The sequence below is a fragment of the Arthrobacter sp. PvP023 genome, from assembly GCF_017832975.1.
Classification (GTDB): Bacteria; Actinomycetota; Actinomycetes; order Actinomycetales; family Micrococcaceae; genus Arthrobacter.
On the sequence record NZ_JAFIBI010000001.1, the window covers coordinates 809774 to 834638 of the forward strand.

The window sequence follows — 24865 nt, forward strand, 5'->3', positions numbered from 1 at the left end:
ACGGGACAGGGGCTAGGCATCGATAACCAGGTCCGTCTGCGCCGTGGAGCAGCAGGGCAGGAACTTGCCCGCAGAGATTTCCCGCGCCCGGATCCCTCCCTGGTGGTTCATCTCGATCTCCCCTGAAAGCTTGACGACCTTGCAGGAGCCGCACATGCCTTCCTTGCAGTTCGCGCCAATCCTGACGCCCGCACGCTGGGCCACCTCGAGGATGCGCTCGGTGGGATCGATCCGGACATTGATGCCGGTCCGCATGAAGGACATGGTGAGGCTGCCTGTCCCCACCGTGCCGAAGCTCGAGGCGTCGGGGGAACCGGCTTCCGGCACCAGGCCCGGGCTGTCGACGGCGGGGTCGGAGCCGGGTGCCTCCGGGTCGCTGATTTCCAGCGGCAGCCCCGAGGCCTGCAGAGTCCCGTCGGCGTCGTAGCCAGGCTCATAGAGCCCGAACGCGGCGGGCTGGCTTTCAAAGTAGTCCTCGGCGGATTCGGCGATCTCCTCGGCGATCTCCTCCGCGACGTCGGCTGCAAGTGCCACTTCCGCCTGGTATTCAAGGAGCGTCTGGCGGTCTCCCGAGAAGAACTCCATGTATATGGAAGTGTCATCGACGCCGACCTTCTGGAGGAGCTCGGTGGCGGTGTTCAGGTAACCCTCGGGACCGCATGCGTACACCTGGCGGCCGTTGGCATCGGGGGCCACCTCCTCGAGCATGGCCGCCGTCAGCCTTCCGCTGAGCCCTTCCCACCCCTCCGGTACGCTGCGGTCGCCCAGGGAGTAGTGGACCTTGATGCGCGAGTCCACAGAAGCGATATAGGCCAGTTCCCGGTGGAAGGCAAAGCCTCCAGCATCCGAACCGTGGTAGAGCACCACAACATCGGCGTGTCCGGGCAGGGAGTGGATGGTCCGCACCATGGACATGATGGGAGTGATGCCTGCGCCGGCAGCAAGCAGGAGATACCGGGCCCGTCGGTCGGCATCGGGCAGGTGGAATGCTCCCACCGGTCCCAGCATCTCAAGAACGGTGCCGGGTTTGACGTTCTCGTGCACCCAGGGTGAGGCCAATCCCGTGGGGTCGCACTTGACGGTAATGCTGAAAGTCCACGGCTCGGTGGGCGAACTGGACAGCGAGTAGCTGCGGTCCACCGGTTCCTGGTCCTCGCCATTCACGGGAAATGCGACGTTCACGTACTGGCCGGCACGGAACGCCAGGGGGGCACCGTCGCATCGGCGGAACACGAAGGTCATCATGGCCCCGGCCTCGGGAACGGTCTCGACGCATTCGGCCTTGAACTCCTGCGGATGCCATGGGCCCAACGCCCGGGCTGCCCGTGCGGGTGTCTCGGGGCTTCCCATCACCCTGTTCCACGGCATCTCAAGACCGCGAATACGCTGTGGTTCCTGGATTGCCGTTTCAGTGAGGAGTTCAATCATGCCAAGTGCTCCTGCACGCGCTGCACGTACCAGTTGATGAATGCCTCGACCTGGTATTCGCTCTTCATGTACGGACCGGGCTCGTAGGCGGGACTGCCGGCACCCTGCTGGCACAGCTCCACGAACGCCTTGTCCTGCAGGTTTGTCTGCTTCCAGGTGTAGGTGAGCTTGTCCAGGTCGTAGTCGACGCCTTCCACGGCGTCGTCAGCCACAAGCCAAGTGGTGCGTACCAGGCTCTGGTGTTCGTTGATGGGGAAGACACCGAACGTGATGACATGGTCGCCGAGGAAATGGAACCAGCTGTTGGGCTGCAGGTGCATCGAGCAGCGGCCAAGGCGGAAGTCGCGCAAGTCACCGAGGAGCTTCTTTGAAAGCCTCCGACCGTCGGCAGAGAACGATTCACCCTCTCCATCGAGTGATTCCCGCGAGATACGGATTCCCGCGATACGCGTGTCAAGCTGCTCGACCACCTCGTAGGGAAGGCCGTAGCGGCGGCAACGCTCCTCGAGGGAGGACTGAGCCTCCTTGTTCCGGTTCCACACTTCCTCAAGATGGGGCGGGATCAGGCCCTCCGTCAGGCCCCAGGTGGGGAAGAGGGAGCAGGCGAGCTCAGGGTGGCCGTCGCAGTGGTAGCACTCACGGTTGTTCTCCATGACGAGCTTCCAGTTGCCCTCTTCGATGATGTTCTGCTGGTAGGCGATTTTTGTCTTCGAGAGATCGTGGGGCGCCAGGTAGGGCTCAAAGATCTTTGCGGTTTCGTCGAAGTCCGTCGGCGCATCATCGGCAATGCAGACGAAGATGAGTCCGGCGACTTCGCGGCCGTGGGCGCGCTTGAGGCCGAAGCAGCTCTTGTCGAACTTCGTTTCCCCCGGCGCGGAGGCATGGATCAAATTACCTTCCGGGGAGTAGGTCCAGGAGTGGTAGCCGCAGACCAGGTTTCCGGTTGACCCGGCAGCTTCGGTGAGAACGCGGGCGCCGCGGTGGCGGCATACGTTGTGCAGGACGTTCACGGCGCCGTCGTCGTTGCGCAGCACAATCAGGGAGTAGGGCCCGTAGTCGACGGTGACGTAGTCGCCCGGCTCCGGCAGTTCGGCGGTGCTCGCGGCAAAGATCCAGTGCTGGCCGAAAATGGCCTCCATGTCGATGTTGAAGATCGAGCGATCGGTGTAGAAGGGGGCATCGAGGGAGTAGCCGGTGCGCCGGAACTCAAACAACGCGGTAATTTCTGCCAGCTGCTCGGCCGGCAAGGATGCAGCGAGTTTTCCGCGTGAATTGAGGGGGACGTTCACTGAAGCAGTCATGGGTTTCCTCCCGGGAGGCATGGGTAGTGGGTGTTGCGGCGGCCATGCGTGGGCGGGTGCTAACGGCCGGTCGAAGTACTTGTAATGATGAGATTAGGGTCACGGGAGCTGCAACAAAAGCGCGTGATTTTGAAGATAACCATGCAGAATAGATGCATGATCGATCCACGGCTCATAACACTTCGGGTGTTTGCCCGGTGCGGCACTATTGGCGCAACCGCGGAGCTCACGGGTTATTCTCCCTCCGCTGTCTCCGCGCAATTGCGGGAGCTCCAGCGCGTGCTTGGAATGCAGCTGCTGACGAAGGACGGCCGGGGTGTGCGTCTTACCGCCACGGGACGCTTTCTGGTGGCGGGCTCGGATCCCCTCATTGCCCAATGGGAGAACCTGCGCGCCGCAGCCATGGAGGCTGGCGACCAGGTGCAGTCCCACTTTGGCCTCGGCGGATTCTCCTCAGCAGCCGCCCAGTTGCTGGCGCCGCTGGCCGCCACCCTGCGCTCAACACGCCCCCTGCTGGAGGTGCAGGTTCTTGAGGCTGAACCGGCACGCTGCTTCGACTTGTTGATTGCGGAACGAATCGACCTTGCAGTTATCGTCGCCATGCAGTCCGACAGTTATGGTGAGGACGATCCGCGCTTCGAGCAGAGAGTTCTGCTCGACGATCCACTGGACGTGATCATTCCCGGTGACCATCCGCTGGCATCACGCCAAACAGCGACGCTTGAAGAGCTGGCATCGGAACCCTGGATTACGGAGGCCGCCGGTTCCACGTACCATTCCCTCTTCACCGCGGCGTTCACGGCAGTCGGGGTGACGCCGCGGATTGCCCATGAAGCCGTTGAATGGGAAACCCACATCGCGTTCGTGGGAGCGGGGCTGGGCGTCGGCCTGCTGCCCCGGCTGGCGCCTTTGCATGGTGCCGAAAACGTGGTTCGGTTACGCATCACCGGTCAGACGAAACCCACGCGCCGCATCGTTGCAGCGGTGCGCAGGGGCAGCATCGCCTCACCCCTGATCCAGGAGTCGCTCGGCATCCTGCAGTTCAACGCCAACCGGATTCTCACCGACCGGCTCAACGAGGACCTCTGAACGCTGCCGGCGTGGGGCGTCCTGGACCTGATGCCTTAGCGGCGGGTGTAGCCCATCTTTGCGCTGATCTGCAGTCCCGCCTGTTTCAGCGCCTCGAGGAGGCCCGGCGCTTGTTCCGGGTCGAAACGGAAGGCCGGCCCGGAAATGCTGACCGCGCCGATCACCGCGCCCAGGTGGTTGTACACCGGCACGGACATTGAGTTGAGGCCGATTTCGAACTCTTCGCGGACCACGCCGTAGCCTTCGCGGGCTACGTCGATCAGCTGGTTCTCCAGCTTGGCCCGGTTGGTGATGGTCCGCGGCGTACGGGCCGGAAGCCCGGTGTCCTTCAGGATGCGGTCCCGGTCGTCCGCGGATAGCGCCGCCAGGAGGACTTTGCCGCTCGAGGTCGCATGGAGCGGTGTCAGGCTGCCCACCCAGTCATAGGTGGCCAGTGTGGACGGACCCATGGCCTGGTCCACGTTGACGGCGTAGTTGGAGCGCAGGACGGCCAGGTTCACCGTTTCCTTGAATTCCTCGGCCAGCCCTTCCAGCACAGGCCGGGCTTCACGGACCAGGCTGAGCCGTCCGGGGATGGAGCTCGCCAGCCTTAGGATGCCGAACCCCAGCTGGTACTTTCCGCGCTCGCTGTTCTGGTGGACCATTTCACGGCTCACCAGCGAGCCCAGCAGCCGGGAGACGGTGGACTTGTGGATGCCCATCTCTTCGGCGATTTCACTCACGCCCGCATGGCCGTCCCGCGCCAGGATCTCCAGGACTGCCATTGCCCGGTCCACTGACTGGACGCCGCCGTGCTGGCCCGATTCCGCGTCGACGTCGGATTCGGGGTCGTTCTTCGAAGCCATGATCCATACCCTCAAGTAGTTTCTGCGGCTCGCTTACCCGCCACAAGGCCGCTTAGAGCGACCTCTCGGTTAGTTCCACATTTTCGATCCTATGCCGAGACCGGCGCGTCAGGCGGCATTGCGTTAAGCGCGGGGACGTCACTGCAGGTCCAGGCGCATCAGCACCCGGGGAAAGCCGTTAAGCACGGAGTCAGTGGGGGCAGCCATGGTGAACCCGGCCTGCTCGAAGAGGCTCCGCGTGCCAACGTAGGCCATGGTGAGGTCCACGTGTCTGCCCTGGTTGTCCACCGGATAGCCCTCAATGGCAGGGGCCCCATGGCTGCGGGCGAATTCGACGGCGCCCTTGAGCAGATGGTGGGAGATCCCTTTGCCGCGGTGCCCGGGCCTCACCCGGATGCACCACACCGACCACACGTCGAGGTCGTCGAGGTGCGGGATCTTGCGGTTGCGGGCAAAGCTGGTGTCGGCGCGCGGATGGACGGCCGCCCAGCCCACCACTTCGTCGCCGTCGTACGCGAGAACCCCGGGCGGCGGGTCCTGCCGGAGCAACTCCTTGACGACTTCCCCGCGCTCCGGGCCATGCAGTGCAATGTTCTGTCTGGAGGGAATGCGGTAGCTCAGGCACCAGCACACGGTCGCATCGGGCCGTTTGGGGCCCACCATCGTTTTCATGTCCTCGAACAGGACTGCCGGACGGATTTCGATCGCCATGCCTACCGCACACCGTTGCTGTGGGCCATGGCGATCGCTTCGGTGCGGGAGGTGGCGCCCACTTTCCGGTAGATGTTGCGGAGATGGAACTTCACTGTGTTCTCGCTGATGTGCAGTTTCGCGGCGATGGCCCGGTTCCGCTGTCCGGCGGAGAGCAGTTGGAGCACCTCAAGTTCGCGGTCCCCGAGCTTCCCGTCGGAAACGTCGGCCAGCGGTCGGGCCGGCGGATCGAGGGGGAGCGAGATGGCGACGTCGGCACCCCAGCCGGGCATCACGTCCACGGACATGCTGCCGTCGAGGGCTTCCACGCGCTGGGCGAGGCGGGACATTGAGGGTGAGGCGCCGGAGCGCTCGCCGGGTCCGTCGTCGCGGACGTTGACCAGGAGGTTCTCGCCGTCGCAATCCCACTGCGTACGGATCCGCCGCACTCCCGCCTGGTCCACCATGGCAAGGACCAGCCCGCGGACGATCGCGCGGGCCGCGTGCGCCACTTCGCCGGGCAGGGCGCGGCCGTTGACGGGCGGCTCGATGAACTGGACGTCGATGCCGCTGAAGTTCATGAGCGGCTTCAGGTCCTCGCGCAGCCGCTGGAATGCGGTGGCGACGGGTTCCTCCACGAGGTCGGTGGTTCGGTCGCTGAGCGTGCGGAGTCCCACGAGCGCCTTGGCGGCGACGTCGGTGGCGGACCTTCGCGCGGCAGCGTCGCTCAGTGCGGGCGACCGCAGCGCGGCGAGCAGGGTTTCGAGGGTGGTGGAGTGGTGATCCACCAGTTCCGCCGTTACCCTCACCCGCTCGGCCGAGGCCGCGCGGGATTCGATGAGGTACGACGGCGGCGCGTCCGCCACCTTTTCCCTGATCCGCTCCGCTGCCAGCGTCCACAGGTAGCGGAGCATGCGGTCCGCTGCGTCGTGCCCGGCGGGGTCCGGAAGCGGCTGCGGATCGGTGAGGACCAGCAGGGCGTTGCTGGGTGAAGACAAAGCGAGGACCGGGCGCTCTTCCCCGCCGAGCACGGCGTCACCCTGCCACGTATCGCCTGTGCCTGACTCGCTTGCGCCGGAGAGCGACGCCCGGATGAGGTCCAGTTCGGCGATGGAGACCCGGCTGATGATCGACTCGTCCCCGGCCTTCTTCTGCGGCCGGCCCGTGCAGTCCTCGGTGAAGATGACCAGCGCGCTGCTTCCCAGATAGGGGCGGGTGGCCTCCCGCAGCCGCTGCGCAATGGTGGCCAGCGGAGCAGTGGACAGGGCGGCAACAGCTTCGAGCAGGACTGTATCGGGAGCTTCCACCTGCCCAGTGTACGGCGCCGCGGGTATTTACCTATCCCTTTGGGTAGTAAAGACCGTTCAATCATGGCGTTGGAACCACCTATTGGACGGGTGAGGATGAACAGGTAGCAACTTTCGTGAAGGAGGAACCAGCCGATGAGCGTCATCGCTGAAACCGACCCGGCAGTCCTGGCCGGTGTGTCCCGGGCCTTTGGCCGCAACAGGGAACTGGTCCAGGACGAAATCAGGGACGTATCCGGGCGGGTTGATCCGGACCAGGTGGCGGCGCTCGTTACCGAGCTCCGGCTGGCCAACAGGATCTTCGTGACCGGAGCCGGCCGCAGCGGGCTCGTCCTAAAGATGGCGGCCATGCGGCTCATGCACCTGGGGCTGACGGTGCACGTGGTGGGTGAGACCACCACCCCGGCGATCGGCCCAAGGGACCTGCTGCTAGCGGCCTCCGGTTCCGGCACTACCGCCGGCGTCGTCAAGGCGGCGGAAACCGCGGCCGGCCAGGGCGCACGGGTCGCCGTCTACACCGCCGACGCCGGTTCCCCGCTCGCGGAAGTTGCTGCCGCCGTCGTACTTATCCCGGCCGCCCGGAAGACGGACCACGGCTCGGCCGTGTCGCGGCAGTATTCCGGCAGCCTCTTTGAACAGGTGCTGTTCACCACCACCGAAGCCGTCTTCCAAAGCCTCTGGGACGAGGACGCTGCCGCTGCCGAGGAACTCTGGCGGCGCCACGCGAACCTCGAATAGGCCGCACCCCGTTACCACCCGCCCCGCCTCAACCAAGAACCCCAATCAGAAAAGAGACACCACGTGAAACTGCAAGTCGCCATGGACGTCCTGACCGTCGAAGCCGCCCTCGAGCTCGCGGGCAAGGTTGCCGAATACGTTGACATCATCGAGCTCGGCACCCCGCTGGTGAAGAACGCCGGCCTGTCCGCCGTGACCGCCGTCAAGACCGCCCACCCGGACAAGATCGTGTTCGCTGACATGAAGACCATGGACGCCGGAGAGCTGGAAGCCGAGATCGCCTTCGGCGCCGGTGCGGACCTGGTGTCCGTCCTCGGCAGCGCGGACGACTCCACCATTGCCGGAGCGGTGAAGGCGGCGAAGGCCCACAACAAGGGCATCGTTGTTGACCTGATCGGCGTCGCGGACAAAGTCACCCGCGCCAAGGAAGCCCGCGCACTCGGCGCCAAGTTCATCGAGTTCCACGCAGGCCTCGACGAGCAGGCCAAGCCGGGCTACAACCTGAACGTGCTGCTCAGCGCAGGGGAGGAAGCCCGGGTGCCGTTTTCCGTGGCCGGCGGAGTAAACCTCTCCACCATTGAAGCCGTACAGCGCGCCGGTGCGGACGTCGCCGTCGTCGGAGGATCCATCTACAGTGCAGAGGATCCGGCACTGGCCGCCAAGCAGCTGCGCGCGGCGATTATCTAACGAGTATTCCGCGCGCTCTTCGGTGTATGACCGCGGCAGGATTCGAGTAGTCCCGGCCGTTCCGTCCTGTCTGCGGCCATGCCACACTTGATGGACTATCGATTGACTGGGGGGATCCACGTCAGGAGATTGTCATGCGACCATCGATGCCCGCCAAGACTTCGTGCCGCAGGTTGGCGGTGAACAACGCATGATGATCGGCTGGGCCTACCTTATGGCCGCAATCATGACAGTGGACTCGCTCCTGCTGGGCCTGCTGCTGCTGAACGTGAAGTGGCCGAAGAGCTGGAAGAGGAACGGCTGACCCGCCCTGCCCGGACGCCTTCGACCATCCACGTGCTCTCCCGGCCCGCATTCACAGCCTGCCGACAGGATCCGGACAGCCGCGCCTTACCTTGGCGCTGCATCTTTGAGTGAAGGACGGTGCAAACCGGCCGTTCTACCCAAAGAGCCGTTCACGCGGCGGATCGAGGAGACATCAGATGTCACGCACGAAGAGAATCACGCTCGGCCTGACGGCCGGGGCACTGGCGCTCGGCGCCGGACTGGGAGTCACCGGGATGGCCTCGGCGGCCGAAACCCCGAGCCCCAGCGCAACGGCCCAGAGCACAGCGTCCACCGACGGATCAACCGCCACTGACAGCGGCATGCGCGGCGGTCACAAGGGCGGCGACCGCGGCCAGCTGGCTGCCGACCTGGCCACCAAGCTTGGCGTGGACGAGTCCAAGGTGACCGAGGCGCTTCAGGCTTTCCGGGATGCCAACAAACCGGCCGAGGGCACCAAACCAGCCGACGGCACCAAGCCGGACCGCACCGCGATGGATGCGGCGATGGCCAAGGCCCTGGCTGAGTCGCTCGGCGTCGAGGAATCCAAGGTCACCGCAGCCTTGGAGGAAATCCGCACGGCCGGCCAGGCTGAACGGGCGGCCGAACTCAAGACGCGGCTTGACCAGGCTGTCACCGACGGCAAGCTGACCCAGGCCGAGGCGGACGCCGTCACCAAGGCCGTGGAAGCAGGAGTGATCGGAGGCGGCGGCCACTAGCAAGCAGTCAGGACGCTCTCTCACTTTCTGCTGGTTTATACGAGACGCTCTCTCACTTTCTTGAAGAAAGTGAGAGAGCGTCTCGGGTTTTATGGCGAAAGGTGAGAGAGCGTCTCGGGTTTTATGGCGAAAGGTGAGAGAGCGTCCGCAGGGGTTCTGCTTAGAGGACCTTGCGGATGGTCTCTTCGAAGCTCGTGACGTGGTGCAGGGCCAGCTCTCCGGCCTTGTCGGCGTCGCCCGCGGCCACTGCCTTGAGCAGCTCCACGTGCTCGGTGATGTGGCCGCTCACCGAAGGAACCTTGTCCAGGACCAGGCACCAGATGCGGGTGGCCAGGTTGTCGTAGCGGATCAGGGTGTCTTCCAGGTGCGGGTTGGCTGCCGCTTTGTAGATCAGCCGGTGCACCGTCAGGTCATATTTCATCAGCTCGCGGGATTCGGCAGGGCTCGGATCAAGCTCCGCGATGATCGTGGCCACGTCCAGCAGCTCGCGGCGCATGGCGGCGTTTGCCCTCGTCGCAGCACTACGCGCCGCCAGCGGCTCCAGCAGTTCCCGGACCTCGGAGACGTCGGCCAGTTCCGTGAAGTCCACGTTGGTGGCGAAGGTTCCCCGGCGCGGATAGGACACCACCAGGTGGTCCACCTCCAGCCGCTTGATCGCCTCGCGCACAGGGGTGCGGCCAAACCCGAGTTCGGCCGCCAGCTGGCCATCATTGATGGGTTCGCCCGGCCGGATCTCCAACATGATCAGCTTGTCGCGCAGCTGCCGGTAGGCCGCCTCCGCCTGGGACAGGACTTCGTCCTCGGCGGGTGGCAGGGCAGGAAGTGCATTCAAGGTGCCGCTCCGTTCATCGCTACTCAGTTCTCCACCGCTCAGCTTCAGCACTGAGCGATCGGGTTCCAACCGGAAGCTCAGTGCCACTTTGCTTCCCGCTATTGACTCTCCTGTGATCCCAATCATACCATTGACCTCACACTGATATATCAGTCATAGCAATAGTGGTATTTCAAAGGAGCATCCGTGGTTGAGCAGTTGAACGAGCGACTTTCCGCAGTCGATCCCGAGGTCCAGCAGGCCATCGCCAATGAGCTGGGCCGCCAGCAGTCGACGCTGGAAATGATCGCCTCGGAGAATTTCGCCCCGTCCGCAGTCATGGAGGCACAGGGCTCGGTACTGACCAACAAATACGCCGAGGGTTACCCGGGCAAGCGCTACTACGGCGGCTGCGAGCATGTTGACGTCATTGAGCAGCTGGCCATTGACCGGGTGAAGGCGCTGTTCGGCGCCGAGTTCGCCAACGTCCAGCCGCACTCCGGCGCCCAGGCCAACGCCGCCGCCATGTTCGCGCTGCTGAACCCGGGCGACACCATCATGGGCCTGGACCTGGCCCACGGCGGCCACCTCACCCACGGCATGCGGATCAACTTCTCCGGCAAGCTGTACAACGTGGTCCCGTACCACGTCCGTGAATCGGACCTCCGGATCGATATGGCCGAGGTCGAAGCGCTGGCCCTGGAGCACCGCCCGCGGCTGATCGTCGCCGGCTGGTCCGCCTACTCCCGCCAGCTCGATTTCGCCGAGTTCCGCCGCATCGCCGACCTCGTGGACGCGTACCTGATGGTGGACATGGCGCACTTCGCCGGCCTGGTGGCCGCAGGGCTGCACCCCAATCCGGTGCCGTACGCCGACGTCGTCACCACCACCACGCACAAGACCCTCGGCGGTCCCCGCGGCGGCGTCATCCTGGCCAAGGAGGAATACGCCCGCAAGATCAACAGCGCAGTGTTCCCCGGCCAGCAGGGCGGCCCGCTGGAGCATGTCATCGCAGCCAAGGCCGTGGCCTTCAAGCTCGCCGGAACCCCGGAATTCAAGGAACGCCAGGAACGCGTCCTGCAGGGATCCAAGCTGCTGGCCGAACGGCTCCTCCGCGACGACGTCGCCGCAGCCGGCATCTCCGTGGTGAACGGCGGCACCGACGTGCACCTGGTCCTCGTGGACCTCCGCAACTCCGAACTCGACGGCCAGCAGGCCGAAGACGCCCTGCACCGGATCGGCATCACGGTCAACCGCAACGCCGTACCGTTCGACCCCCGCCCGCCGATGGTTTCCTCCGGCCTCCGGATCGGAACGCCCGCCCTGGCCACCCGCGGCTTCGGCGCCGCGGAATTTACCGAGGTTGCGGACATCATCGCGACGGCGCTCATCGCCTCGGCTGCCAACGGCACCATTGGTGACCAAACCGTCGTCGAACTCCGAGCCCGGGTGACCGCCCTCGCCGAACAGTTCCCCCTTTACCCGCATCTTTCCCAGAACGACGGCGGCGAGATCGCCGCGTTCGAATCAGACATGATTGGAGCAGCCCAGTGAGCACCCAACAGCTCCCCGAGCACCCGGATTTCCTCTGGCGCAACCCGGAGCCCAAGTCCTCCTACGACGCCGTCATTGTGGGCGGCGGCGGGCACGGCCTGGCCACGGCCTACTTCCTGGCCAAGAACCACGGAATGACCAACATCGCGGTCCTCGAAAAGGGCTGGCTGGCTGGCGGCAACATGGCACGCAACACCACCATCATCCGGTCCAACTACCTCTGGGACGAGAGCGCTGCCATCTACGAGCACGCCCTGAAGCTCTGGGAGATCCTGCCGGAGGAGCTCGAATACGACTTCCTCTTCAGCCAGCGCGGCGTCATGAACCTCGCCCACACCCTCGGCGACGTCCGCGAAAGCATCCGCCGCGTGGGAGCGAACAAGCTCAACGGCGTGGATGCTGAATGGCTGGAACCGGACCAGGTCAAGGAACTCTGCCCGATCCTCAACATCAGCGACAACATCCGCTACCCGGTCATGGGCGCCACATACCAGCCGCGTGCCGGCATCGCCAAGCACGACCACGTGGCGTGGGCCTTCGCCCGCAAGTGCGACGAACTGGGCGTGGACATCATCCAGAACTGCGAAGTCACCGGCTTCCTCAAGGACGGCGACCGCGTGGTGGGCGTCAAGACCAACCGCGGCACCATCAACACCGAAAAGGTGGGCCTGTGCGCTGCCGGCCACAGCTCGGTCCTGGCGGAAATGGCCGGCTTCCGGCTCCCCATCCAGTCCCACCCGCTCCAGGCCCTGGTCTCCGAACTGCACGAACCGGTCCACCCCACCGTGGTGATGTCCAACCACGTGCACGTCTATGTTTCCCAGGCCCACAAGGGCGAACTGGTCATGGGCGCCGGCGTCGACTCCTACAACGGCTACGGCCAGCGCGGATCCTTCCATGTGATCGAGAACCAGATGGCCGCCGCCGTCGAGCTGTTCCCCATCTTTGCCCGGGCCCACGTGCTCCGGACCTGGGGCGGGATCGTGGACACCACGCTGGATGCCTCGCCGATCGTGGGCACCACCCCGGTGGAGAACATGTTCGTGAACTGTGGCTGGGGCACCGGCGGCTTCAAGGCCACTCCGGCTGCCGGACTCACGTTCGCGCACACCATCGCCACGGGCACTCCGCACAAGCTGAACAAGCCGTTTGCGCTGGAACGCTTCGAAACCGGCGCCCTGATCGACGAACACGGCGCCGCCGCCGTCGCCCACTAGCCGCCGTCCCATAGAAAGAAGACGCACATGCTGCTTATCTCATGCCCCAACTGCGGCTCGCGCGACGAGACCGAGTTCCACTACGGCGGCCAGGCCCACGTGCCGTACCCGGAGAACCCGAACGACATGAACGACCGTGAATGGGCCGAGTTCCTGTTCTACCGCGACAACACCAAGGGCACGTTCGCTGAGCGCTGGCTGCACAGCACCGGCTGCCGCCAGTGGTTCAACATGCTCCGCGACACCGTCACCTACGACATCCAGGCCGTCTACCCGATGGGCACGCCCCGGCCTGACGTGTCCGTCCCGGCCGCGGCCGAGTCCGGCACTGCCAGCACCGCCGCTGACAGCACCACTACCGGGGACACCGCGCCCAGCACCTCTGCAACCAGCATTTCAGCAACCAGCACTGCCCCCGGCACCACCGCCCCGGAAGGAGCAACCAAGTGACTTCCCAGAACGCCCGCCTCGCGGCCGGCGGACGCATCGACCGCAGCATCTCCTGGCGTTTCACCGTGGACGGCGAGGAATTCACCGGCCACCCCGGAGACACGCTGGCCTCGGCCCTGCTCGCCAACGGCCGGATCGCCGCCGGCAACTCGCTCTACGAGGACCGCCCCCGCGGCATCATGTCCGCGGGCGTGGAGGAATCCAACGCGCTGGTGCGGGTCGAAGCACGGTTCCCGGGCCACGTGGCCGAGTCCATGCTCCCCGCCACCACCGTCACCCTGGTGGACGGCCTGAAGGCGGACCTGCTCAACGGCCTGGGCCGCCTCGATCCCGAGGAAGACCGCGCCGAGTACGACAAGAAGTTCGTGCACACCGACGTCCTGGTGATCGGCGGAGGCCCCGCCGGCCTGGCCGCGGCCCGCGAGGCCGTCCGCACCGGCGCCCGCGTGATGCTGCTGGACGACCAGCCCGAACTGGGCGGCACGCTCCTGTCCGGATCCACCGCACCGGAGCTCGCTGAGACCATCGAAGGCAAGCCGGCCCTGGAATGGGTGGCTGACGTGGAAGCCGAGCTCGTCTCCGCAGCCGAGTGCACCGTCCTGAACCGCACCACGGCCTTCGGCGCCTACGATGCCAACTACGTCGTCGCCGTCCAGAACCGCACCGACCACCTCTCCAGCCCGGCCGCCCCCGGCGTATCCCGGCAGCGGATTTGGCACATCCGTGCCAAGCAGGTGGTGGTTGCGCCCGGCGCCCACGAACGCCCGCTGGTGTTCGAGAACAACGACCGGCCCGGCATCATGCTCGCCTCGGCCGTCCGCAGCTACCTCAACCGCTACGCCGTGGCCGCCGGGCAGCGCGTCGTCATCAGCACCACCAACGACAGCGCCTATGCCTTGGCTTCGGACCTGCGCGCCGCCGGCGTCAAGGTCGCCGCCGTCGTGGACGCCCGTCCCCGCCTCACGGAGGTGGCAGCCGCCGCCGTCGAATCCGGCACCCGGGTGCTGATCGGCAGCGCGGTGGCCAACACCGCCGCTTCCGAGTCCGGCGACGGCCGGCTGGACAGCGTCACCGTCCGCAGTATCAACGACGACGGCGAACTCACCTCCGGCATCGAAGAGATCGCCTGCGACCTGCTGGCAGTCTCCGGCGGCTGGAGCCCGCTGGTCCACCTCCACTCGCAGCGGCAGGGAAAGCTGCGCTGGGACGAGGACCTGGCGGCGTTCGTACCGAGCACCGTGGTCCCGAACCAGCAGACCATCGGCTCCGGCCGCGGCAGCTTCGAACTCGCCGACTGCCTCGCCGAAGGCATCTCCGCCGGTGCGGCGGCGGCCATCGCCGCCGGCTTCAGCGCCGCCGTCGAACCTTCTGTCATCGGCGAGCCGAAGGCGTCCGCCCCGACCCGCCAGCTGTGGCTGGTGCCCGGCCAGGCCGGTACGCCGGATGACTGGCACCACCACTTCGTGGACTTCCAGCGCGACCAGTCCGTGGCTGACGTGCTGCGCTCCACCGGCGCCGGCATGCGCTCCGTGGAGCACATCAAGCGCTACACCTCCATCAGCACCGCCAACGACCAGGGCAAGACCTCCGGCGTCAACGCCATCGGCGTGATCGCCGCGGCACTCCGCACCGCCGGCGAAGCCTCCCGGGGCATCGGCGACATCGGCACCACCACCTACCGCGCCCCGTTCACCCCCGTGGCCTTCGCGGCACTGGCCGGACGCCAGCGCGGCGAGCTGTTCGACCCTGCCCGCGTCACCTCGATCCATCCGTGGCACGTTGCCAAGGGCGCACTGTTCGAGGACGTGGGGCAGTGGAAGCGCCCCTGGTACTACCCGCAGGCCGGTGAGGACATGGACACCGCCGTGCTGCGCGAGTGCGCCGCCGTCCGTGATTCCGTGGGCTTCATGGACGCCACCACGCTCGGCAAGATCGAGATCCGGGGCAAGGACGCCGGTGAGTTCCTCAACCGGATCTACACCAACGCCTTCAAGAAGCTCGCCCCGGGCTCCGCCCGCTACGGCGTGATGTGCATGGCGGACGGCATGATTTTCGACGACGGCGTGACCCTGCGCCTCGACGAGGACCGGTTCTTCATGACAACCACCACCGGCGGCGCCGCGAAGGTGCTGGACTGGCTGGAGGAATGGCTGCAGACCGAATGGCCTGAACTGGACGTGCACTGCACCTCGGTGACCGAACAGTGGAGCACCATTGCCGTCGTCGGACCCAAATCCCGTGCGGTCATCGCCAAGGTGGCACCCGAACTGGCCGCTGGCGGCGGGCTGGAAGCGGAAGCCTTCCCGTTCATGACCTTCCGCGAAACCACCCTCGCCTCCGGTGTGCAGGCCCGGATCTGCCGGATCTCGTTCTCCGGCGAACTGGCCTACGAAATCAACGTCCCGTCCTGGTACGGCCTGAACACCTGGGAAGCCGTGGCCGCCGCCGGGGCAGAATTCAACATCACCCCCTACGGCACCGAAACCATGCACGTGCTCCGCGCCGAAAAGGGCTACCCGATCGTCGGCCAGGACACCGACGGCACCGTCACCCCGCAGGATGCCGGGATGGAATGGGTGGTCTCCAAGGCCAAGGAGTTCATCGGCAAGCGCTCCTACGCCCGTGCCGATGCCAAGCGCGAGGACCGCAAGCACCTGGTCAGCGTCCTCCCCGTGGACGGAACGCTGCGGCTGCCGGAAGGCACCCAGCTCGTGGAAAAGGGCATCTCCACCAACCCCGCCTACGGCCCCGTCCCGATGCAGGGCTTCGTGACCTCGAGCTACCACAGCGCCGCACTGGGCAGGTCGTTCGGGCTGGCCCTGATCAAGAATGGCCGCAACCGCATCGGCGAGACCCTCGTGGCCGCCGCCGGCGACCAGCTGGTTGACGTGGTTGTCGCAGAAACCGTACTTTTTGACCCCGAAGGGACCCGCAAAGATGGCTAACACAGCAGCACTCGAAGGCATCAATGGACTCCGGGACATCCGCCGCAGCCCTGCCTCCCACCTGGCCGAAGCGCTGGAAGCCGGCTCCGTGGCGGGAACGGTTGTCCTCAAGGAAGGCCCGTTCCAGACCATGGCGGGGATCCGCGTTGACCCCCGCTCCGAGCAGGGCTCACGGATCGCGTCCGTTGCCGGCGGCCTGCCCGCACGGTGCGGAGAAGTGGCCGGCTCGGACAGCATCAGCGTCCTGTGGCTCGGCCCGTCCGAGTTCCTGGTGGTAGCACCGGAAGCAGCCCACGACTCCCTGGGCGGGGACCTGATCGGTTCCCTCACGGCAGCCCTCGGCGACGCTCCCGGCCAGGTGGTGGACCTCTCCGCCAACCGCACCACGTTCGAGCTCTCCGGCCCGCGTGCACGGGCAGTCCTGGAGAAGGGCTGCGCCCTGGACCTGCACCCGCGCAGCATCACCCCGGGAACTGCCCTGAACACCGAGGTGGGCAACATCCCGGTGATCCTGCTGAAGAACGGCGAGGACAGCTTCCGGCTGTTTCCGCGGGCTTCGTTCGCGGACTTCCTGGGCCGCTGGCTCCTGGACGCCATGAGGGAATACGCCTCCCCCGAGGTGCCCTGATGGCGCTGAGCGCCCTGGACCTCTTCTCCGTTGGCATCGGGCCGTCGTCGTCACACACGGTCGGCCCGATGCGGGCGGCGAAACTGTTCGCCGACGGGCTCAAAGGTGACGGCCACCTGAGCGCCACCACACGGGTCCAGGCGGAACTGTTCGGATCGCTCGGCGCCACCGGCAGGGGCCACGGCTCCGACAAAGCCGTGGTTCTGGGCCTCCAGGGCCTGGACCCGGAAACGGTGGACACCTCCACCGCGGACGACCAGGTAGCAGCCGCCGCGCTCGACGCCGAACTCCGGATCGGCGGGGACCACCGGGTGGACTTCAACTGGGACGAGGACGTGGTGCTGCACCGCCGGAAGTCCCTGCCTGCCCACCCCAACGGAATGACGTTCCGCGCGCTGGACCACACCGGCGCCGTGCTCAGTGAACGGAGCTTCTACTCCATTGGCGGCGGTTTCGTTGTTGACGGCGACGCCGACGCCGGTGACAAAGTGGTGGCGGACGACACGCCGCTGCCGTACCCCTTCACCACGGCCGACGAACTCCTGGAGATCTGCCGGCGCGAAGGGATGTCCATCTCCGACGTTATGCTCGCCAACGAGCTGGTGTGGCGCAGCGAAGCGGAACTCCGCGAGGAGCTGCTGAAACTCTGGGCGGTCATGCGCGAATGCGTGGACAATGGCTGCGCCGCGGAAGGGATCCTTCCCGGCGGGCTGAACGTCAGGCGCCGGGCGCCGTCGTTATTCAAAACCCTGACCGCGGACACCGGCGTCACAGATCCGCTCCGGGCGATGGAGTGGGTGAACCTCTTCGCCCTTGCCGTCAACGAGGAAAACGCCGCCGGCGGGCGGATCGTCACCGCCCCCACCAACGGCGCGGCCGGGATTGTGCCGGCCGTACTGCACTACTACACCAAGTTTGTCCCCGGAGCCGACGACGACGGTGTGGTCCGCTTCCTGCTGGCGGCGGCCGCCGTCGGGATTCTTTTCAAGATCAACGCCTCCATCTCCGGCGCGGAAGTCGGCTGCCAGGGCGAGGTGGGCTCGGCCTGCTCCATGGCGGCCGCCGGACTGTGCGAGGTGCTGGGCGGCACGCCAGAACAGGTGGAAAACGCGGCCGAGGTGGGAATCGAACACAACCTGGGCCTGACCTGCGACCCCGTGGGCGGCCTGGTGCAGATCCCGTGCATCGAACGCAACGCCATTGCCAGCGTGAAGGCCATCAACGCCGCCCGCCTTGCCCTGCACGGGGACGGCAGCCACAAGGTGTCCCTCGACAAAGCCATCAAAACGATGCGCGAGACAGGAGCCGACATGAAAACCAAGTACAAGGAAACCTCCCGAGGAGGCCTCGCCGTGAATGTGATCGAGTGCTGAGCCATGACTGCCATTGAGACTGAAACCTCTCTCCCAAAGCCGGCCACCACCGTGGAGCATGTCCTGACGCTGGACTGCAACGAGTCGCCGGGCATCGTGCACGCCGTCTCCGGCTTCCTGCTGGAACACGGCTGCGACATCATCGACAACCAGCAGTTCGGTGAACGCTCCGAAGGGCACTTCTTCATGCGGGTGCACTTTGCGTCCGACGGCGATGCCTCCACAGCGGACACCCTGCGGACCGCTTTTGCCCCGGTGGCTGAACGTTTCGGGATGAGCTGGCGGCTGGAGCCGCACGGTTCAAAGCGCCGCGTGCTGATCATGGTGTCCAAGTTCGGGCATTGCCTTAACGACCTGCTGTTCCGTGCCAGGATCGGCGAGCTGCCGGTGGACGTGGTGGCTGTGGTGTCCAACCACACCGACCACCAGGCGCTGGTGGAATGGCACGGAATCCCGTTCTTCCACGTGCCCGTCACCGCCGCCACCAAGCCCGAGGCCGAGGCACGGCTGCTGGAACTGGTGGACGAGTTCGACGTGGAACTGGTGGTGCTGGCCCGCTACATGCAGGTCCTCAGCGACGGGCTCACCCGCAAGCTGGACGGTCGTGCCATCAACATCCACCACTCATTCCTGCCCAGTTTCAAGGGCGCCAAGCCTTACCACCAGGCCTACGCCCGCGGTGTGAAAACGGTGGGTGCCACGGCGCACTACGTCAACGGCGAGCTGGATGAGGGACCCATCATCGCCCAGCAGGTGGTGGAGGTGGACCACACCTACGGCCCGGAAGACCTGGTGGCCGCCGGCCGCGACACCGAGTGCAAGGCTTTGTCCAACGCGGTGCGCTGGCACTGTGAGGGCCGGGTGATCCTGCGCGGCAACAGGACAGTGGTGCTCCGCTAAGCCCGCCCCCTCCGCAACCCGCGACGCTCTCTCACTTCCGGTCGGTTTCACCGCGACGCTCTCTCACTTCCGGTCGGTTTCACCGCGACGCTCTCTCACTTTCTCCAGGAAAGTGAGAGAGCATCGCGGTTTTTCTTGCGTTAAGTGAGAGAGCGTCCTACCCGGCCGCTGCTGGTGGCTACAGCGCGGCCAGCCGGGTGGCGAGGTGCAGCGCGGCGAGCCGGCCGGTTCCGCGCGGATCCCCGCCGCACAACTCAAAGATCCGCTGCAAGCGGTGATGCATCGACTGCCGCTCAACATGCAGTTCGCGGGCGGCCTGCGCGGTGTTGCAACCCGAGTCCAGCCAGGTTGCCAGGGTTGCGAGCAGCTGGGAGTTGCGCCGCGCGTCGTGATCCAGCAGGGGCCCCACCTGCTGGCGGACGAAATCCTGCCGTGTGCCCTGGTCCAGATGCTGCACCGCCAGACGCTCCACCGCCAGGTCTTCGACGTCGATCACCATGCCTTCCGCGTCCGCCGCCGGCCGGGCCGCCGACCGAAGCGAGCCGTTCACGGCGAGATCCAGGGCGCTTTTTGCCTCCGACAGCGACCACGGCGCGTGTTCGATCCCGGCTGCCAGCGGACCCACCGCCGTCATGGTTCCCGCCTCGACCGGGAGCTCCCTGAGTGCCGCCACGAGCCCGGCCCGCGCGGCCGCCGCCCCGTCAAAAGGGAGGGCGGCAAGCGCCAGGAGCTCGGCATTGTCCACATAGCTGGCGCTCTGCTGCGCCGACCGCTTGAGGATATTGTCCATGGCAGCCCGCAGCTGCTGCGAGGTGGAGGACCGGACGACGACGGCGACCACCGTCGCAGAGGGAAGGATCCCGGCGGCGGGGGAGAGCTGCTGAAGCCGCCAGGGCTGGCTGCCGGAACTGACGGCCCGCAGCAGCGCCGTTCCGGCCACTTCTTTCAGCCCGGGCGGCATCCGCTGCAGCAGCGCGAGCGACAGGATGTCCACGCAGCGCCCACCGGCCACGCGCGCGAGGTTGACGTCGCCGTCGGCCGGTACGTTGATGAGCAACCTCGCGGAGGGCACGCCGCGGACCGGCACATCAATGCTGATCAACGTGCCGCCGCTGCCCGGCCCTGCCGTGCGTCCGGGCTCTGCCGGGGAGCCGGTGCCGGACTCGGGGCCCTCCTCCGGCTGGGAATCGGCGCCGTCAGCCGGACGCGTGCCGGCGCCATCCGGCCCGGCGTTGCCCAGCGTCACGCCGGACACCGACGAAAGCTCCAGCGTCGCATCGATGATTCCGGCCAGCACGGCGAGGATCTGATCCAGGCTGCTCCCGTGGGCCAGCTCAACGGCCATGGCGTGGCTGGCCTCATCCGCGCGGCGCAGATGGGCCACGGATTCACTGACGAGCATCGAGTTGATCGCCTGCATGATGCCCACGAACGGCACCACTTTGCGGAATTCAATAAGGGGAAGCCCGGCGGTTTCCGCCGCCTGGATCATCGACGACGGCAGTGAAGCTAGCCGCTGGCCCGTTTCCACCGCCAGCGCACCGACCCCGCGCTCTGCCAGCTGCCGAACATACTCCACACGGCGGGCGTCCGAGGCAGTAACCAGCGCATCGCCGCCGGTAAGAAGCAGCTCGCCGCCGCTAAGTAACGGCGCGATGTCCAAGACTTCACTGGAGTGAACCCACCGCAGCTGCGTACCCGCCACGGCGCCAGCACCGGCGCGGATCACGGGATCGGCAGCTGTGAGGGTGGCATGTTTCAGGATCTCACTGAGCTTTATTGGCATTACGCTCCGTCATGCAAATCGGTCTTTTGATGTACATATCGTATCTTGTTGCGTGTGGTCTGCGGCACATACTCTGGCTGTATCCCCTTTCTCCCACGGAGGCCCACATGCAAAACAACTCCACTGCAGTCCCGGCCGGCCACGCGCCCGCAGCCGGCGAAGACGTCGAAGCGTGGCTTCAGCCCATCCCCGAATCACAGCGGACCCGGAAGGTTTCCGGACAGTTCTGGATCTGGGCGGGAGCCAACCTGGCGCCCATCAACTGGGTGCTCGGCGCCCTGGGCATCCACCTCGGACTTGGCTTCGCCGACACCGTCACCGTTCTGGTTTTGGGGAACCTGATCGGCATGCTCCTGTTCGGCTGCTTCGTACTGCTGGGCCAGAAGACCGGTGCAACCGGCATGGTGCTGGCCCGTGCGGCATTCGGCCGGCGCGGAAACTACCTTCCCGCCGCCATCCAGGCGCTGCTGGTCATCGGCTGGTGCGCCGTCAACACCTGGATCATCCTGGATCTTGTGATGGCACTCTTCGGCACCCTCGGCTGGGTGGACCCGACGGCCCACAACTACGCCTGGAAGATCGGCGTCGCCACCGCCATCATGGCCGCGCAAGTTGCCATCGCCTGGTTCGGCTACAAGGCCATTGCGGCTTTTGAAAAGTGGACCGTGCCGCCCACCATCATCATCCTCGCCGTGATGTCCGCCGTGGCCTGGTTCGGCATGAAAATCAACTGGTCCTACGCGGGGCCCGCCGGCAACATCCTCGAAGGCTCGGACCGGATCGCTGCCATGAGCGCCGTTATGACGGCCATCGGCATCGGCTGGGGAATCACCTGGTTCACCTATGCCGCCGACTACTCCCGCTTTGTGAGCACCGAGGTACCGAAGCGCAAGGTCTACCTGGCATCAGTGCTGGGGCAGTTCATCCCCGTCGTCTGGCTCGGAGTCCTGGGCGCCAGCCTCGCAACCAACAGCGGCGAGATCGACCCCGGAAAACTCATTGTGCAAAACTTCGGGGTCCTCGCGCTTCCGGTGCTCCTGATGGTCCTGCACGGACCCATCGCCACCAACATCCTGAACATCTACACCTTCTCGGTCGCGACGCAGGCCCTCGACATCACCATCAGCCGCCGCAAGCTCAACCTGTTCGTCGGCGTCTTCTCGCTCATCGCCGTCGTATTCTTCATCTTCCAGGAGGACTTCGCCTCCGTCCTGGACGCCTGGCTGATCGGTCTCGTGGCGTGGGTGGCCGCCTGGGGCGGCGTAATGCTGGTGCATTTCTTCTGGATCGAGAAGCGCTGGCCCGGCGAGGCCTCGCGGTTGTTCGACGGCGTGGGCACTAAGCGGCTCCCCGGAGTCAACTGGGCGGGCGTCGTGTCCCTCCTGGTCGGCATTTTCGCCACCTGGCTGTTCATGTACGGCCTGGTTCCTGCAATGCAGGGCCCCATCGCAGTGGCACTGGGCGGCTGGGACCTGTCCTGGCTCGCCGGCGGCGTCAGCAGCGCAGCGTGCTACGCAGTTCTTGGCCCCCGGGTCCACCGGAAGTTTCTGGCCGGCGCGGCCACTGAGCAGGTAACGGTCCCGGAGACGACCGTTCCGGACGCTGCAGCCCGCCCGTCAACCACCCCAGTTTCGCTGTAGAAAGGATTCGGACCATGGAATTCCCCGCTCTCCCGGACTCCGCCCATCCCATCACCTGGCCCGAAGGTTACCGGGCGGCCGCGTCCTTCACGTTCGATGTGGACGCGGAGTCCTGCACCATCGCCCACGATCCCACCAGCACGCGCCGGATGTCGCTCATGACGCACCAGTCCTACGGGCCCAAGGTTGCTGTGCCCCGGCTGCTGCAGATCCTGCAGCGCCAGGACATCCAGGCCACCTTCTTCATTCCCGGATTCACGGCTGAAAGCTACCCCGACGTGGTGCGCCGGATCGTGGACGCCGGCCACGAGATCGCCCACCACGGCTACCTGCACGAACCCATGCGGGGGATCGATGCGGCCACCGAGGCGCGGTATATCGACCGCGGGCTGGAAGCGCTGGCCAAGGTCGCCGGTGTACGGCCGGTGGGTTACCGGGCTCCGTGGTGGGAACTGAACTGGCACTCGCCGGCGCTCCTGGCAGACCGCGGCTTCCTCTACGATTCAAGCCTGCTCGACGGCGATGCACCGTACCGCTTCAGCGTCGCCGACGGCGATTCCAGGGATCTGGTGGAAATTCCGGTGGACTGGGCGCTCGACGACTGGGAGCAGTACGCCTTCTACCCGGGAGTCACCGGCAGCGGCGTCATCGAAAGCCCCGCCAAGGTCCTGGAAATGTGGACTCTGGAAGCGCAGGCGCACCATGCGGCCGGGAGTTGCTTCGTACTGACCAACCACCCGTTCATCTCCGGCCGGCCCTCGAAAGCCGTGGCACTGGAACAGCTGATCAGCCGGGTCAAGGACATGGACGGAATGTGGGTCACCACGCTGGCGAAAATCGCCCAGCACACCCGGGACACGGTCACCGAAGTCCACAGCCACGCACGGATTGAGGTTCCGGAATTCCCCGACGCCGGCGCCCGCTTCACCCCGGCGCAGGTGCGCCAGCCAGCGCTGGCCGCTGAACCAGCCTGAGCCCACCCGCCGGAACGCTCTATCACTATTTACCGAAAAAGCCGGAACGCTCTCTCAGTTCCTACCGAAAAAGCCGGAACGCTCTCTCACGCGGTGAGTGAGCGTTCCGGCTTTTGTTGCGATAAGTGAGAGAGCGTCCGGGGAGGGCGGCTGAGGGCGGGGGCTAGACGCCCAGGGTTTCCTTCAGCGCCGCCACGTGGCCCTGGGCCTTGACCTGGTACTGGGCCAGCTTCACTTTGCCTTCGGGGTCGAGCACCACGGTGGAGCGGACGATGCCTTCAGTGACCTCGCCGTCGCGCAGCTTTTCGCCCCACGCGCCGTAGGCCAGGGCCACGGAGTGGTCCTCGTCGGCCAGGAGCGGGAAGGTCAGGGCGAAGTCGCCGGTGAAGTGGGCCAGCTTTTCGGGGGCGTCGGGGGAGATGCCTAGGACCTCGTAGCCGGAACCCTGCAGGGACTCGAGGCTGTCGCGGAAGTCGCAGGCCTCGGTGGTGCAGCCGGGGGTGGCCGCTTCCGGGTAGAAGTACACAATGACGTTCTTGCCACGGTAATCGGCCAGCGAAGTCGGCTTGCCTTCGGCGTCCGGCAGGGTGAAATCCGGTGCCTGGGTTCCGGGCTGGAGCTTGGTGGTCAGAGTGGGGCTCATAATGATCCTTCGGGAGTCTGTTTGCTGACAAAAAGAGCTGCGTGCTCAACGGGACGGGGCAGACGGCTGTATGGCACAACCACCGGTTCAGATGCAGTATTCCGCTGGTCCGCGCACTTTGGTGTGCGGGCCCGGGACGAACTGGTAGCCGCCGCCGCGCACTGTGGCGATCGCATGCCGGCCTCGGCGCAGCTTCCGCCGCACCCGGCCCACGTACACATCGATGGAGCGAGAGGCCGCCGCGGGGGAATCGAACGACTCCAGGAACAGCCGCAGTTCCTCCCGGCTCACGGTCCGCGAGCAGTTTTCCACGAGGTAGCGGAGCAGCTTGAACTCGACGCCGGTGAGCGCCACCAGCTTGCCGTCCAGCCGGACCTCACCCGCGGCGAGGTCCACGGACACCAGGCACGCGGGACCGGCCGACGGCGGGAGGGGAGTTGCGCCGTCGTCGTCCTGTTCCGGGGAGTCCTCCGGAACGGACGACGACGGCACCCGGGTTCCGCTGCCGGCTGGCCCGTGCGGTCCCCCCGGCGGGCCAGCCTGGGCAGCGGAAGTTGCAGCTCCGGCGGCGGGCCAGACGTGGACTTCCGCCTCCGGAGCAATCTTGAGGGCACGGGCCAGCAACAGTTCCGCGGCGCGCGCCATGACGGCGTCGTCAATGTCCTGGTCGCCGTCCGGGGTCACCCAGACGGCCAGGCCATGGGCTTTGAGCTGCGTACCCGGCTCCGCCGGACCGGGCCGCTGCGGGCCCGTCGGCGTCGGGCCCGCAGCGCATATGCCGCGCGGGGAATGTACCTGGACAGCCATGGCGTGGTG

22 protein-coding genes are annotated in these 24865 nt (G+C 66.2%); 13 read left to right on the plus strand and 9 right to left on the minus strand.

Features of this window, described 5'->3' with window-relative positions:
* Nucleotides 1-12: 12 nt before the first annotated feature.
* Both JOE31_RS03790 and JOE31_RS03795 read right to left on the minus strand, forming a co-directional pair.
* Nucleotides 13-1428 carry a ferredoxin reductase gene (locus JOE31_RS03790; protein WP_209742208.1) on the minus strand — a complete coding sequence of 472 codons (1416 nt, stop codon included), beginning with the start codon at nt 1426-1428 and terminating at the stop codon, nt 13-15.
* Entirely contained in the window at nt 1425-2729 is a 1305-nt protein-coding gene (locus JOE31_RS03795; protein WP_209742209.1) for an SRPBCC family protein, read from the minus strand. Before JOE31_RS03795 ends, JOE31_RS03790 begins: the two co-directional genes overlap by 4 nt.
* A gap of 156 nt (nt 2730-2885) precedes the next feature.
* Between JOE31_RS03795 and JOE31_RS03800 the strand changes: the two genes are divergently transcribed.
* Complete coding sequence (locus JOE31_RS03800) at nt 2886-3818, plus strand: LysR family transcriptional regulator (protein WP_209742210.1); 933 nt, start codon at nt 2886-2888, stop codon at nt 3816-3818.
* A gap of 35 nt (nt 3819-3853) precedes the next feature.
* Here JOE31_RS03800 and JOE31_RS03805 read toward each other — a convergent pair whose 3' ends face one another.
* From JOE31_RS03805 to JOE31_RS03815, 3 genes are all read right to left on the minus strand, one after another.
* Nucleotides 3854-4663, minus strand: a complete 810-nt coding sequence (locus tag JOE31_RS03805) for an IclR family transcriptional regulator (protein WP_209742211.1) — start codon at nt 4661-4663, stop codon at nt 3854-3856.
* Nucleotides 4664-4801: 138 nt separating this feature from the next.
* On the minus strand, nt 4802-5374 hold the full coding sequence (locus tag JOE31_RS03810) for a GNAT family N-acetyltransferase (RefSeq protein WP_209742212.1): 573 nt from the start codon (nt 5372-5374) through the stop codon (nt 4802-4804).
* Between the two features lie 2 nt (nt 5375-5376).
* On the minus strand, nt 5377-6660 hold the full coding sequence (locus JOE31_RS03815; protein ID WP_209742213.1) for a LuxR C-terminal-related transcriptional regulator: 1284 nt from the start codon (nt 6658-6660) through the stop codon (nt 5377-5379).
* 135 nt (nt 6661-6795) lie between these two features.
* Between JOE31_RS03815 and hxlB the strand changes: the two genes are divergently transcribed.
* From hxlB to JOE31_RS03830, 3 genes are all read left to right on the plus strand, one after another.
* Nucleotides 6796-7398: a 6-phospho-3-hexuloisomerase gene (hxlB, locus tag JOE31_RS03820; protein WP_209742214.1), complete on the plus strand. Its 603-nt coding sequence runs from the start codon at nt 6796-6798 to the stop codon at nt 7396-7398.
* 63 nt (nt 7399-7461) lie between these two features.
* Complete coding sequence (hxlA, locus tag JOE31_RS03825; RefSeq protein WP_209742215.1) at nt 7462-8085, plus strand: 3-hexulose-6-phosphate synthase; 624 nt, start codon at nt 7462-7464, stop codon at nt 8083-8085.
* A gap of 482 nt (nt 8086-8567) precedes the next feature.
* Entirely contained in the window at nt 8568-9128 is a 561-nt protein-coding gene (locus JOE31_RS03830; protein ID WP_209742216.1) for a hypothetical protein, read from the plus strand.
* Nucleotides 9129-9288: 160 nt separating this feature from the next.
* On the opposite strand, the gene JOE31_RS03835 is transcribed toward JOE31_RS03830, so the two are convergent.
* A complete protein-coding gene (locus JOE31_RS03835) occupies nt 9289-9960 on the minus strand; it encodes a GntR family transcriptional regulator (RefSeq protein WP_209742217.1) in 672 nt (223 codons plus the stop codon).
* 186 nt (nt 9961-10146) lie between these two features.
* On the opposite strand from JOE31_RS03835, the gene glyA reads away from it, so the two are divergent.
* From glyA to purU, 7 genes are read left to right on the plus strand one after another with little or no spacing between them, the layout of a single operon-like run.
* Nucleotides 10147-11493 carry a serine hydroxymethyltransferase gene (gene glyA / locus JOE31_RS03840; RefSeq protein WP_209742218.1) on the plus strand — a complete coding sequence of 449 codons (1347 nt, stop codon included), beginning with the start codon at nt 10147-10149 and terminating at the stop codon, nt 11491-11493.
* Entirely contained in the window at nt 11490-12710 is a 1221-nt protein-coding gene (locus tag JOE31_RS03845; protein WP_209742219.1) for a sarcosine oxidase subunit beta family protein, read from the plus strand. Before glyA ends, JOE31_RS03845 begins: the two co-directional genes overlap by 4 nt.
* A gap of 27 nt (nt 12711-12737) precedes the next feature.
* Nucleotides 12738-13160 carry a sarcosine oxidase subunit delta gene (locus JOE31_RS03850; protein WP_209742220.1) on the plus strand — a complete coding sequence of 141 codons (423 nt, stop codon included), beginning with the start codon at nt 12738-12740 and terminating at the stop codon, nt 13158-13160.
* On the plus strand, nt 13157-16105 hold the full coding sequence (locus tag JOE31_RS03855) for a sarcosine oxidase subunit alpha family protein (RefSeq protein WP_209742221.1): 2949 nt from the start codon (nt 13157-13159) through the stop codon (nt 16103-16105). The genes JOE31_RS03850 and JOE31_RS03855 overlap by 4 nt, the downstream gene beginning before the upstream one ends.
* A complete protein-coding gene (locus tag JOE31_RS03860) occupies nt 16098-16733 on the plus strand; it encodes a sarcosine oxidase subunit gamma (protein WP_209742222.1) in 636 nt (211 codons plus the stop codon). The genes JOE31_RS03855 and JOE31_RS03860 overlap by 8 nt, the downstream gene beginning before the upstream one ends.
* Complete coding sequence (locus JOE31_RS03865; RefSeq protein ID WP_209742223.1) at nt 16733-18106, plus strand: L-serine ammonia-lyase; 1374 nt, start codon at nt 16733-16735, stop codon at nt 18104-18106. The genes JOE31_RS03860 and JOE31_RS03865 overlap by 1 nt, the downstream gene beginning before the upstream one ends.
* 3 nt (nt 18107-18109) lie before the next feature.
* The gene (gene purU, locus JOE31_RS03870; RefSeq protein WP_209742224.1) at nt 18110-19006 is read left to right on the plus strand and encodes a formyltetrahydrofolate deformylase; all 897 of its coding nucleotides are present in this window, start codon (nt 18110-18112) and stop codon (nt 19004-19006) included.
* A 178-nt stretch (nt 19007-19184) separates the two neighbouring features.
* On the opposite strand, the gene JOE31_RS03875 is transcribed toward purU, so the two are convergent.
* On the minus strand, nt 19185-20792 hold the full coding sequence (locus JOE31_RS03875; protein ID WP_209742225.1) for a PucR family transcriptional regulator: 1608 nt from the start codon (nt 20790-20792) through the stop codon (nt 19185-19187).
* A 107-nt stretch (nt 20793-20899) separates the two neighbouring features.
* Here JOE31_RS03875 and JOE31_RS03880 point away from each other — a divergent pair, with 107 nt between their 5' ends.
* A complete protein-coding gene (locus JOE31_RS03880) occupies nt 20900-22432 on the plus strand; it encodes a cytosine permease (protein WP_209742226.1) in 1533 nt (510 codons plus the stop codon).
* Nucleotides 22433-22446: 14 nt separating this feature from the next.
* The gene (locus JOE31_RS03885) at nt 22447-23406 is read left to right on the plus strand and encodes a polysaccharide deacetylase (RefSeq protein ID WP_209742227.1); all 960 of its coding nucleotides are present in this window, start codon (nt 22447-22449) and stop codon (nt 23404-23406) included.
* Between the two features lie 163 nt (nt 23407-23569).
* Here the strand turns inward: JOE31_RS03885 and bcp are convergent, their stop codons facing one another.
* Nucleotides 23570-24049 carry a thioredoxin-dependent thiol peroxidase gene (bcp, locus tag JOE31_RS03890; protein WP_209742228.1) on the minus strand — a complete coding sequence of 160 codons (480 nt, stop codon included), beginning with the start codon at nt 24047-24049 and terminating at the stop codon, nt 23570-23572.
* A gap of 87 nt (nt 24050-24136) precedes the next feature.
* Complete coding sequence (locus JOE31_RS03895) at nt 24137-24856, minus strand: winged helix-turn-helix domain-containing protein (RefSeq protein WP_209742229.1); 720 nt, start codon at nt 24854-24856, stop codon at nt 24137-24139.
* Nucleotides 24857-24865 lie beyond the last annotated feature (9 nt).